The sequence below is a fragment of the Solwaraspora sp. WMMD406 genome (assembly GCF_029626025.1).
Classification (GTDB): Bacteria; Actinomycetota; Actinomycetes; order Mycobacteriales; family Micromonosporaceae; genus Micromonospora_E.
Window position 1 is genome coordinate 5,177,817 of the sequence record NZ_JARUBF010000001.1, and the last position, 12,133, is coordinate 5,189,949.

Genomic DNA, 12,133 nt, shown 5'->3' on the forward strand with positions numbered 1-12,133 from the left:
GCGGGCAACGATCAGCGAACGGATTCGGTGCGGAACCGCTCCAGGCACTCGACGAGGTCGCTCGCCCTGCTCAGCGCCGGAAGATGACCGCCGTCGATCTCGTCCGGCGTGATCCCCAACCGCTCGGCGACCACCCGCCGTTGGAAGTCGGCCGGGAAGAACCGGTCGTCGCGGCAGAGCAGGAACCGGGTGGGAACGTCCGGCCACGCCGTGAGCGGCCACGGCTCCTTGAAGAAGGCGGCGGACTCCTCTTTGGGCGGGTGCCGCAGCGCCTCGTCGAGTACGTCCGGCGGAAGATCGTGCAGGAACACCGAGAGCGGATCGAACGGGGCGTCCGGATCCCGGCCGGCCGCCACGTCGGCGGCCCGGCGGGCCTGTTCGACGCCGGTGTTCCCCCACCAGTCGCCGGCCGTCTCACCGGGAGCCGGCACCATCGCGGCGACGAGGACCAGCAGGTCGACCGGGACCCGCTGGCAGACCACCGGGGCGGTGAAGCCGGCCAGGGACTGCGCGACCACGACGACGTCGCGGCGATCGCCGATGGCCTCGACCACCAGGTCGACGTACGCCGACAATCCGGCCGAGTCGTCTTCGCACGGCAGGTCGGGGGCGATCACCTCGTGGCCGCGTCCGCGCAACCGGGGAATCACCAGATGCCAGTACCACGAGTCGGACCCGGCACCGTGAATGAGGACGTAGGTCGCCATGCCTTTCCTTCCTACCGGTGAACGCCCGGTTAATCGCCTGATCCGGCATGGGTCGCTATTGGGCCGCCCATGATAAGCAGACCGAACAGGCCCAGGTGAAGGCGCGACACGAGATTGCGCAACCTGGAAGAACAGCGCCGGCGCGTATCACCGCGCGGGACGCGCTGACCAGCACCAGGACGCTGACCACCGCCACCAGCGCGCCGACCAGCTAGAGCACTTCGACGTGCTCGTCGGTGGACCGGGTCATCACACCGCGCGCGTCGAACAACAGCCGAGCATTGGTGGACAATATCTCCGGTTGGTAGACGGCGTGTTCCTGCAACAGAATGCTCAGATCGGCGGCGCGCAACGCCGGCTCCAGATCACCAGCACAGGTCACCGGAACGTCGTCCACCGACCAACCGCCGGCGTACGGATCGTGATAGCTGAGCTCGGCACCCTGCGTCCGCAGCTCCCGCACCACCTCGTACGCCGGAGACATCCGCAGGTCACTGATGTCGGCCTTGTAGGTGACCCCGAGCAGCAGCACCCGGGCCCCGGCGAGCCGCCGGCCGTGCCCGGCGAGCATCGCCGCGGACCGGCTGACCACGTACCGGGGCATGACGGTGTTGACCTGCTCGGCCGCCTCGATCAGCCGGGACCGCAAACCGATCCGGCGGGCCTTGTACGCCAGATAGTGCGGGTCGACCGGGATGCAGTGCCCGCCGACGCCGGGTCCGGGCCGAAAGGGTTGGAACCCGAACGGTTTGGTCGACGCGCAGTCGATGACGTCCCAGACGTCGATGCCGAACCGGTGGCACAGGATCGCCATTTCGTTGATCAACGCGATGTTGACCTGCCGGTAGGTGTTCTCCAGCAGTTTGGCCATCTCCGCCTCGCGGGTGCTCTTGGCGTGCACCACCTCGTCGACGAACCGGCTGTAGAACTCGACCGCCCGGGTGGTGCAGCCAGGAGTGTAGCCGCCGACCACCTTCGGGGTCTTGGCCATGGTGAGCACCTTGTTACCGGGGTCGATGCGCTCCGGGGAGAAGGCGAGGTGGAAGTCGATCCCGGCGGTGAGCCCGGATCCCTGTTCCAGGATCGGGCGGACCACCTCGTCGGTGGTCCCCGGGTACGAGGTCGACTCCAGCACCACGAGCATTCCCGGGCGCAGCTGGGCGGCGACCGCGGTGGCCGCGCCCCGGACCGGTCCCAGGTCGGGTTCGCCGGCCGGGTCCAACGGCGTCGGGACGCAGATGGTCACCACGTCGGCGCGGCCCAGGGCGGCGACGTCGCAGGTGGCGGTGAAACCCGCCGTCGTCATCGCGATCAGGTCATCGTCGAGTACGTCGTCGATGTGGGAGCGACCCGCGCCGAGCGCGTCCACCACCGACTGGTCTATGTCGTATCCGGTGACCTTGAGTCCGCTCGCGCTCGCCTCCAGGGCGAGCACGAGCCCGACGTAGCCGAGGCCGCACACTGTCACATCGGCGTTCAACGGATCGATCCCTTCTGTTCGGGCACACCGTCGGACGTCGGCGCGCGCATGCCCACGACCTGTCCACGTGCCACGTCGATGTCGAACTCGGAGCCGGCCCACACGGCAGTCGGGTCCACCGGCGGCGGCTGTTCGGCCACCGCGTTGCGGGACTGGCGAACCCCGTCGAGCAGCCACTCGTAGCAGTCCGGGGCGACCTGGTAGGCGGCGAAGAAGTGCCGCAGGGTGGCCGCGTAGAAGTCCATGATCTCCGGGTAGTGGTCGCCGATGATCTGTTCGGCGACCCGTTCGGCGTACACCTGCTTCTCGGCGTACGGGGTGTCGGCGAACTCGCGCAGCACCTTGTCGGTGAGCACCTCGTCCTCGATGCGCGCGGCGGTCGACGGGCTGAACATCAGCCGCCACACCCGCTCGCTCACGATCCGCCGTTCCTCGGCACCCTGCGCGTAGAAGCGCACCGCGTTCTGCAGCATCCACCGCAGCGGGAACAGCACCCGCTCGGGAAACGCGGTCTGCTCGAAAATCCGGTCCTCGTAGTCGCGCATCTCGCGTTCGATCGCGTCTTGGATCCGGGTCATGTGCACGTACAGGCCGGTCGCCCGCTCCAGCGCGGGACTGCGGGTCTCGCCGTAGAAGACCGACTGCTGGTTGACGAAGTTGCGGATCATCTTGATCAGCCGGTCGGTCTCGGTCTCGGCGAACACCTCGGCCGGGCCGAGCCGCACGGCCGCGCCGACCGCCTGCAGCACCCGCCCGGACTGGTAGTCGCTGCCGGTGGCGATCCGCAGACCGGGCCGGCGCAGCTGGTGCTGGCCGCCGATGGCGAACGCCCACACCCGGAAGGTCTTCAACGCGTCACTGGTGTCCGGGAAGACCATCGTCTCCGGCAGCCCCATGCCGGCGAACGACCAGTGCAGGAAGATGTCGTGGCCGACCACGGTGTGCCACCGCCACTTCTCGTCGCGGCGTACCCCACCGTTCTCCAGGAAGACCAGGGCGGCGTCGAGGCCGCTGACCGGGGCCTGCTCGACGGTCAACGTACGGTCCTCGAACAGGTATGCCCGGCGGCCCCGCGCGTCGGCCAACACACCGAACCGCCGCCCGAACTCGTCGGTGGCCGGCAACGGCACGGACAGCACCGCACCGTCGGCGGTGGTGACCTGCATGCCGTCGGCCACCCGACGCCGCTGCCAGCGGGGCAGGGCGTCGTGCGCGGCGGCGGTGGCCAACTCGACCGGGACCACGGTCGGCACGATGCCGTCGACCCGGTCGACCAGCTCCGCCGGGCGGGCCGGCTGGTAGTCGTGGAACAGCCGCAGCGCCGCGGTGAACTTGTAGGTGAGGAACGGCATCACGCCGTCGACGGTCGGACATTCGGCGAAGATCTGATCCATCGCCCGCAGCGTCTCCGGGTGATACACGGTGTCGCCGTCGGAGACCGCGATCGTCGCCGTCTGCAGGCGCTCCCAGCGGTCGTCGGCGCGGCACATCTCGTAGACGGTGGCGATACAGCTGTCCACGCCGAACCGGGCCGCGTTGCCGGCACCGGCCATCGCCTGGTTGAGATACACGATCCGCGCGGCGCTGCGGTTGTTGGCGATCGCCGTCTTGACGATCGCGTCGGAACCGTCGGTGGAGTTGTTGTCCACCGCGACGATCACCACCCGGCCGAGGTCCACGCCGGTCTGGTTGGTCAACGAGTGCAACGTGGCGGCCAGGTGCGGCGCCTCGTCCATGAACTTGATGACCAGGAAGATGTCACGGCCTTCCCGGGCCAGGGCGGCGACGTCGTCCAACGGCTGGGACTGGCCGGGACCGAACCGCGCCCGCCGACCGGCGAGGAACCGTTCGACGACCCGGCGTTGACCGGCGAGGACCTCCGTACGGAGGGTGTCGGCACCGCCGTCGACCAGGTCCGCCCGCGTCGACAGCACCCGACGCGCGTCGTCGACCTGCTCCGGCAGCAACGGATCCACGTCGGAGCTACGACCCAGGGCCAGCAGCGGGCTCTCCGTCGCCGTCTGTGGCGGTTGCCGCCGGTTCAGCTCGGCCCAGAGCCGGTGGTACGGGGGCACGGCAGCCTTGCTCACAAACGGGTTCACCAGACCTCCTAGGTCACGCTGGTACGGTTCGCAGCAGATCAGGACCGATGCTCGCCACGTCCGGGCAGCCACACACCGCCATGACGAGGTCGAGTTCCTCCAGGTACATCCGCAGTACGGCGCCGACGCCCGCCTCGCCGTCGGCAGCCAGCCCCCACATCACGGGTCGGCCGACGAAAGCCATCCGGGCGCCCAGGGCGACCGCCTTGAGCACGTCGGTGCCGCGCCGGACCCCGCCGTCGAGGTAGACCTCGCACCGGTCACCGACCGCGTCGAGCACCTCCGGCAGCGCCGTCATGGTGGCCACCGATCCGTCGATTTGCCGGCCACCGTGGTTGCTGACCAGCACCCCCTGCGCGCCGGCGTCGACCGCCCGGCGTGCGTCGTCGGCGGCGAGCACGCCCTTGACCACCAGCGGAAGGCTGGACAGCCCGCGTACCCATTCGACGTCCCGCCAGGTCAGATCCGGGCTGACCAGGATGTCGTTCAGTTCGGTGAGTTCGAGCCCGCCGGCCGAGTCGGCCGCGACGGGCAGGTTGACCGGCCGGATGTGCGGCGGCAGACCGAAGCCGTTGCGGATGTCCCGATCCCGGTAACCGATCACCGGCAGGTCCACCCCCAACACGATGGCCCGGTAGCCGGCGGCCGCGGCCCGCTCGATCAGATTCCGCGTCACTGCCCGGTCCCGGAGGCAGTAGAGCTGGAACCACAGCGGGCCGGTGGCCGCCGCCGCCACGTCCTCCAACGTCACGCTGGAGAAAACACTCTGGATGGTGAGCACCCCGGCCGTACCTGCGGCCCGCACCGTCGCCAGTTCCCCGTCGGGGTGGGCCAGCACGTGGTACGACGTGGGGGCGATGCCGACCGGCGCGGCCACCGGCGTGCCGAGCGCGCTGGTCCGCGCGCTGCGGTTCGCCACGTCCACCAGGACCCGGGGCAGCACCGACAGCCGGTGGAAGGCGTCCCGGTTGGCCTGTACCGTCCGTTCCTCGCCCGCGCCGCCGGCCACGTAGTCCCACACGTCACGCGGCAGCACGGCTTCGGCGAGCCGGGCGATCTCCGCCACGCTGACGGGGCGGGTCGTCGAGGTCGTCATCTGTCCTCCCGGGGCACGGCCATCCAGTGTGGAATCGGTGATGTGGTGATTTCCCAGAAATCAGTGACACGGCGATTCCACACGACCGACTGTGCCTGTTGACGCTGCCCCGTGGTTCTCCGAGAATGCCCAGCTGACCCGTCGCCGTACGGCTGGTTGCTCTGCGACCGTGGGGGCCGGAGGTGGCAGGTGACTCTCGACCCTTTCACGGCGGCGATGCGACGACTGATGACGGCCGCCCATCCCGACCTCGGCGGCACCGTGACCGACGCCCGCGAGGCCCGGATCATCCACGGCCGGGCCCGGTTCCCCGGCGGGCCGCCGATGGCCACGACGACCGAGCACGACCTGCCCGGCCAGCCGGGCGTACGACTTCGCGTCTACCAGCCGTACGGTGACGACACACCCCGGCCGGTCGTGCTCTACCTGCACGGCGGCGGTTGGGTGCTGTGTGGACTGGACACGCACGACGGGGTCTGTCGGCAGCTCGCCGACCGGACCGGCGCGGTCGTGGTGTCCGTCGACTACCGGCTGGCCCCGGAGCACCGGTTCCCGGCCGCCGCCGACGACGCGTACGCCGCGCTGCGGTGGGTCCGCCGGCAGGCCCCCGGGTGGCGGGCCGACCCGGACCGGATCGCCGTCGCCGGCGACAGCGCCGGCGGGGCGCTGGCCGCCGCGACGTGTCTGCGCGCCCGGGATCTGGGCATCGACTGGATCCGGTTCCAGCTGCTGATCTATCCGGTCACCGACTGCCTGGCGGACCGCACCGAGATCGACGACTCGCTGCTCACCGTGGCGCACATGCGCTGGTTCACCGAGCAGTACCTGGCCGATCCGGCCGACGGCGTCCACCCGTACGCGTCGCCGCTGCGGGCGGGCGAGCTGTCCGGGTTGCCGCCCTGCCTGCTGATCACGGCGGAACACGACCCGCTGCGGACCGAAGGCGAGGCGTACGCGGCGCGGCTCGCCGCCGCCGGGGTGCCGACCGAGGCGCACCGGGTCGACGGGATGTTCCACGGCGTGTTCGGCCTCGGCGCGTTGCTGCCGGTCGCCCGTACCGCCGAGGATCTCGCGGTCGCCGGACTACGTCGGGCGGTGGGCCGATCGACAGTCCGCACGTCTGAAGATTCCTAATCGGTCATTCGACAGGCAGTTTGGTGACGTCAAGGCAACAACCCAACTGGAGGGGGACCTTCCATGGATCGCGATCCGGCTGACCTCTACGCCACGATCGGGCGGGTGATGGGGCAGATCCTGGTCCGGCCCGCGCTCGGTGCCGACGAGGACTTCTTCAAGAACGGCGGCGACTCGCTGCGCGCCGTCGAACTGCTGCAACGGCTCGCCGCCGAGGACGGCTACAGCGAGCACCTGGGCCGGCCGGAGGTACAGGCGGCGATGCTGGAGCGGGTCTTCGAGAAGGCCACCCCTCGCGCCCTCGCCTCGGCCGCGTTCGCCGAGGCGGGCTGACCCGCCGCTGCCGCGCCGCGTCCGGCGATTCGTCGCCGGGGCGGTGCACGGTGACCCGACGCGACCGGCGAGGAGGCAACACGCGATGCTGACCGAGATTCGCCGCATTCGGCGGCGTACCCCCGACGCGGTGGCGGTGCGCTGCGGCACCGCCGGCGGAGAGTGGGTCGAGACCAGTTGGGACCAACTGTGCGACGACGCCGCCGCGGTCGCGGCCCGGGCCCGGCAGGTCACCGGCGCCGACCCGGTGATCGTGGTGGTCGACGGCACCGCGGCCAGTGTCGCGACCGTGATCGGGGTGGTGCAGGCCGGGCTGGACGTCGTACTGATGGAGGAGAAGAGCTCGTACCTGAGCGATCCTCGCTCCCCGGTGGACGCGGTCGGCGCCACCCTGGTCGTCGGTCCGGCGGATCCGGACGCGGCCGCCGTCGCGGCGGCCAAGGGCCGGACCTACCTGGAGTACGGGCGGTTCCGGGCCCCCGACGACGGCGACGACGGGCCGCCGCCCCGGGTCAGCCGGATCCTGCAACTCACCTCCGGCTCGACCGGGGAACCCCGGGTGGCCCGGCAGACGATGCCCGGTGTCCTACAGGGCGCCGAAGCCTACCGGGACCTGTTCGAGTTCACCGAGTCCGACGTCATCCTGGTGACCGTCCCGCTGGCCCACTCCTACGGACTGGCCGGGATGTTCGCGTCGCTGATCTCGGCGGCGACGCTCGTCACGATCCCACGGTTCAGCATCCGGTCACTGCTGGCGGCGCTCGACGACGACGTCACCGTGCTGCTCGGTACCCCGATGGTGTACCGGCTGGTGTCGCCGGTGTTGAACGCCCGCCGCAGATCCGCCCGGGTACGCACCGCGCTGTCGGCGGGCGGCCCGATGACCACCGAGGTCGCCGACGCCGCCCGGCAGGCGCTGGGCACCCCGGTCCGGCAGATCTACGGCATCACCGAGGCCGGTCTGGTGGCCTGCGTGCCCCGGTCGGTCACCCAGTGGCCGCCGGGGAGCGTGGGCCACCCGGCCCCGGGGGTGCGGCTACGCATCGATTCCGAGCCAGGCCCGGACGACGACGAACTGCCGCCGCAGCCGGCACCCGACGGCTCGCGCACCGGTCGGCTGTACGTCTGGACGCTGGCCATGTTCGAGGGGTACGTGGGCTCGACGGCCCCGCACCTGACCGAGGACGGTTTCTACGACACCGGCGACGTGGTGCGCCTCGACGCCGACGGGGTGCTCACCGTCCTGGGTCGCAAAGGCAGCTTCATCAACGTCGGCGGGCGCAAGGTCAACCCCCGGCGCGTCGAGCGGCTCCTGTCGGAGCATCCGGCGGTACGGGACGCGTACGTCTTCGGGGTGGAACGCTCCGACGGCGAGGAGGAGATCCACGCCGCGGTGGTCCTCGACCCGCAGACCTACGTCGACCAGGTCCTGGCGCACTGCCGGGCCGGCACGCTCATGCCGTACGAGATACCGCACCACGTGCACGTACTGGAGCGGATGCCCCGGACCGGCATGGGCAAGATCGATCGGGCCGAGGTGCTCGCGGCGACCCGGCAGCCCGCCCGGGCGGCGGTCGTCCGTGGGTGAGCGCACCCGCGACGACGGCCACCTCGACCCGTCCCACCTGTATGTGTTCAACCCACTACGTCGATCAGGAGTGAGCGAATGACAACGACCATCGCCTCGCAGGAACGGTACGACCTGGGCGGGGTCGGCGACACCGCGTTGTGGATGGCCGCCTACCGGGCTCGCGAGAGCCGTCGGCCGGACCGGCTCTACAACGACCCGTTCGCCGAGCTGCTCGCCGGGACCAAGGGTCCGAAGCTGCTGACCCACTTCCACACCGCCCACGCCTCCGACGAGGGCAACCCGTACCTGGCGATCCGGACCCGCTGGTTCGACGACTTCATCACCGACAACGTCACCCCGGGTTCGCAGGCGGTCGGCCTCGGTGCCGGGCTGGACTGCCGGGCCTACCGCAAGGACTGGCCGGCGGACATCACGCTGTTCGAGGTGGACCAGCCGGCGGTGCTGGCGTACAAGGCGGAAAAGCTGGAGTCGATCGGCGCGCAGCGTCGGTGCGACACCCGTACCGTCCCGGTCAACCTCGGTGACGACTGGATGAGCGCGCTCGCCGAGGCGGGTCACGACCCCGCCCGGCCGACCACCTGGTTCTCCGAGGGCGTGCTGTTCTACCTGCCGATGGAGCTGGCCAAGACGGTGCTGCGCTCCGCCGCCCGGCTCTCCGCGCCCGGCAGCCGGATCGCCATGGACCTGGTCGGCACCGGGATTTTCTCCTTCCCGTACACCCAGGAGTTCCTGTCCCGGCTGAAGGCCGCGGACAGCCCGTGGCAGTGGGGCACCGACGACCTGCGGGGTCTGTTGGAGTCCTGCGGCTGGACCGACGTCACGGTGGTCGAGCCGGGCAACGAGTCGGCGAGCTACGGCCGCTGGCCCGAGGCGGCGGCGCCGAGCAACATCCCGTCGATCCCGCGTATCTACCTGGTCAGCGCCACCGTCGCGAGCTGACCTCGGCGTACCCCTGCGCACCCCGGGTGGCCCGGCCGAACATCGGCCGGGCCACCTGTCGTCGTGGCCGACGGGGTCCACGCCCGACGGACCGACAGGACCGCACCCGGCCAGAACAACAGCACCGCACCGGGCAGACGAGGCGAGCCCGGACCAGCACGGTGCCGGTCCGAGCCCAGGTCAGACGAAACGGGCCCGGACCGGCGTGGATGCCGGTCCGGGCCCGTCGAGGCCGACGAGGTCAGCCGCCCTGATCCGGCAGGGCCAGCCACCACGGGTTGGCTCGGGCCCAGTCCACAGTGGCAGCGAGTCCGTCGGCCAGTGCGGTGTGGTTGTGCCAGCCCAGCACCGTACGGGCCTTGGTGTTGTCCGGCACCCGGCGCCGCAGGTCCTGGTACGCCGGACCCAGCCGGGTCGCGGTGTCCACCGCCCGTACCTCGACGTCGCAGTCGGTGAGCTTGGCGACCAGGGCGACCACTTCGCCGATCGTCGTCTCGTCCATGCTGCCGATGTTGAACGCCTCACCGACGGCCTGGTCGCTGGCCGCCGCCAGCAGCGTGCCCTCGATGACGTCGGCGACGTAGGTGAAGGCCCGGGTCTGGCGGCCGCCGTCGTAGAGCACCGGCGCCCGGCCGTTGAGCGCCCGATGCACGGTACGGCTGACCAGGTAGGCCGGCCGCTGCCGGGGCCCGTACGCGTTGAAGTAACGCACCACCGTCGCCGACAGGCCGTGCTGGCGGGCGAAGGCGAACGTCAGATGTTCGGCGAGCGCCTTGCTCGACGAGTACGCCCACCGGTCGGCGGTGGTCGGCCCCAGCACCCGGTCGGCGTCCTCGGTCCACGGCACCGCCGGGTTGCGGCCGAACACCTCGCTGGTGCTGGCCACGATGACCCGGGCACCGACCCAGGCGGCCTGCTCCAGCACCTGCCGCGTACCGGTGAAGTTGATGTCGATGACGTCCAACGGACGCGCCAGGTACTGGTCGACCCCGACCACGGCGGCCAGATGGAAGACGAGATCGGTGCCGGGGGTGACGGCCTGGGCGAGTCGGTCGCCGTCGCGGACGTCGCCGGCCACGTAGCGGACCTGCCCGGCCAAGTCGGCGAGGTCGGGCGGCGGGGTGTCGACGCCGTCGAAGACCGTCACCTCGTCGCCCCGGTCGACCAGTCGCCGCACCAGGTGGCTGCCGATGAAGCCGCAGCCGCCGGTGACCACGGCGCGCACGGCGCTCACCGCCCGATTCCCTGGTAGCGGTAGCCCGCCGCGCCCAGCTCGGCGATCTTCGGTTTGGGGAAGTAGGCGCGGCCGTCCAGGATCAGGCACCGCTGCGCCACCGGCAGGTTGACGAAGTCGACGTCGGCCAGTTCCCGGTGGTACGCCAGGATCGCCAGGCAGTGCGCGTCCTGCGCCGCTTCCTCGACGGTCACCGTCGGCCGGATGCCGAACATGTCCTTCGCCTGGTTGGCGTCGACCAACGGGTCGTGCAGGCGGACGTCGGCACCGGCGGCCACCAGGTCGGCGACGACCTGGCGGGCCGGGGTGGCCCGCAGATCGCCGGTGTTGTTCTTGAAGGCCAGGCCGAGCACCGCGATCCGGGCGGACCGGGCGTCGACCCCGGCCGAGGCCAGGTCCTCCAGGATCAGCCGCGCGGTGTATCCCGGCATGCCGTCGTTGACCCGCCGGCCGGCGCCGGGGGTCTCCAACAGCAGCCCCTGGTCGGCGGCGGACTGGCGCACCATCAGCGGATCCTTGGTCAGGCAGGAGCCGCCGACCCCGACGCTCGGCATCAGGATGTTGACGTTGCCGTTGCCCTTGGTCAGCGAGTTGGCCGCCGCGATCACGTCGAGTACGTCGACGTCGAACAACGCGCAGTACTTGGCCAGCTCGTTGGCGAGCGCGATGTTCAGGTCGATCCACCAGTTGTCGGCCAACTTGGTGATCTCGGCGGCTTCCAGGGAGTCCTGCGGGATCACGTCGACACCCAACGCCGTACGCCAGAAGTCGCTGGCCGCGTCGCGGCTGGCCGCGTCGAGCCCGCCGACGACCATCGGCAGGTCGCTGAGGTCGGCGAGGGCGTTGCCCTCGGCGAGCCGCTCGGGGGTGAAGGCCAACCCGAAGTCGGCGCCGGCGGTGAGGCCACCGCTCTCCAGCAGGGGCAGCACCAGGTTACGGGTGGTGCCCGGCGGGACGGTGCTCTTGACCAGCACGAGTTGTCCGGGCCGCAGATGGTCCCGCAGGGACAGGCAGGCGCTGCGCAGCTGGCGGTCGTCGAGCGAGCCGTCGTCGCGGACCGGGGTGCCGACCGCGATCAGCACCACGTCGGCGGCGGACAGTGCGGCGTAGTCGGTGGTGACCCGCAGGCGTCCGGCCTGGTGCGCCCGGAAGAACGGCTCCTGCAGTTCCTGCTCCGGCCAGCGGCAGTAGCCGTGGTTCAGCTCCTCTACCAGGTCCGGGGCGGCGTCCACGCCGACGACACGCAGGCCACGATCGGCCACGGTCGCCGCGATGCAGGAACCGACATACCCCAGACCGACCACACCGACGGTTTGGTTTCCAGGCACGGTAACTCCTTCGATCGTCGCCGGGTACGGCTCGGGCGCGTCCAGACCCGCGAGCGGGGTCCGGGCACGGTCCACGACCGCCCCGACGCGCGAGCGGGTCCGGGTACGAGCCGGACCGGCCGGACGCTTCGCGGGTGGCCAGGTTGCGGGCAGGCGACCACGGCCGGCGAGCGACCGTGGTCGGCTCGC

Annotated in this window: 10 protein-coding genes; 4 read left to right on the forward strand and 6 right to left on the reverse strand. The window is 71.0% G+C overall.

Features of this window, described 5'->3' with window-relative positions:
- Nucleotides 1–11 precede the first annotated feature (11 nt).
- The 4 genes from O7632_RS22840 to O7632_RS22855 all read right to left on the reverse strand — a co-directional run bounded on the left by O7632_RS22840 (nt 12) and on the right by O7632_RS22855 (nt 5,385).
- Nucleotides 12–707 (reverse strand): alpha/beta hydrolase, encoded by a 696-nt coding sequence (locus O7632_RS22840; protein ID WP_278117088.1) that lies wholly within the window; start codon nt 705–707, stop codon nt 12–14.
- A gap of 211 nt (nt 708–918) precedes the next feature.
- The gene (locus O7632_RS22845; protein ID WP_278117090.1) at nt 919–2,187 is read right to left on the reverse strand and encodes a nucleotide sugar dehydrogenase; all 1,269 of its coding nucleotides are present in this window, start codon (nt 2,185–2,187) and stop codon (nt 919–921) included.
- On the reverse strand, nt 2,184–4,289 hold the full coding sequence (locus O7632_RS22850; protein ID WP_278117092.1) for a glycosyltransferase family A protein: 2,106 nt from the start codon (nt 4,287–4,289) through the stop codon (nt 2,184–2,186). The genes O7632_RS22845 and O7632_RS22850 overlap by 4 nt, the downstream gene beginning before the upstream one ends.
- 13 nt (nt 4,290–4,302) lie before the next feature.
- Nucleotides 4,303–5,385 (reverse strand): alpha-hydroxy acid oxidase, encoded by a 1,083-nt coding sequence (locus tag O7632_RS22855; protein ID WP_278117094.1) that lies wholly within the window; start codon nt 5,383–5,385, stop codon nt 4,303–4,305.
- Between the two features lie 189 nt (nt 5,386–5,574).
- Here O7632_RS22855 and O7632_RS22860 point away from each other — a divergent pair, with 189 nt between their 5' ends.
- The 4 genes from O7632_RS22860 (at nt 5,575) to O7632_RS22875 (ending at nt 9,382) form a co-directional block, all read left to right on the forward strand.
- Nucleotides 5,575–6,519, forward strand: coding sequence for an alpha/beta hydrolase (locus O7632_RS22860; RefSeq protein ID WP_278117096.1), 945 nt, complete (start codon nt 5,575–5,577; stop codon nt 6,517–6,519).
- A 63-nt stretch (nt 6,520–6,582) separates the two neighbouring features.
- Nucleotides 6,583–6,852, forward strand: a complete 270-nt coding sequence (locus tag O7632_RS22865) for a phosphopantetheine-binding protein (protein WP_278117097.1) — start codon at nt 6,583–6,585, stop codon at nt 6,850–6,852.
- A gap of 85 nt (nt 6,853–6,937) precedes the next feature.
- Nucleotides 6,938–8,440 (forward strand): AMP-binding protein, encoded by a 1,503-nt coding sequence (locus tag O7632_RS22870; protein ID WP_278117098.1) that lies wholly within the window; start codon nt 6,938–6,940, stop codon nt 8,438–8,440.
- A gap of 78 nt (nt 8,441–8,518) precedes the next feature.
- A complete protein-coding gene (locus O7632_RS22875) occupies nt 8,519–9,382 on the forward strand; it encodes an SAM-dependent methyltransferase (protein WP_278117100.1) in 864 nt (287 codons plus the stop codon).
- A gap of 241 nt (nt 9,383–9,623) precedes the next feature.
- Here the strand turns inward: O7632_RS22875 and O7632_RS22880 are convergent, their stop codons facing one another.
- On the reverse strand, nt 9,624–10,616 hold the full coding sequence (locus tag O7632_RS22880; RefSeq protein ID WP_278117102.1) for an NAD-dependent epimerase/dehydratase family protein: 993 nt from the start codon (nt 10,614–10,616) through the stop codon (nt 9,624–9,626).
- Complete coding sequence (locus tag O7632_RS22885) at nt 10,613–11,944, reverse strand: nucleotide sugar dehydrogenase (RefSeq protein ID WP_278117104.1); 1,332 nt, start codon at nt 11,942–11,944, stop codon at nt 10,613–10,615. Before O7632_RS22885 ends, O7632_RS22880 begins: the two co-directional genes overlap by 4 nt.
- Between the last annotated feature and the right edge of the window lie 189 nt (nt 11,945–12,133).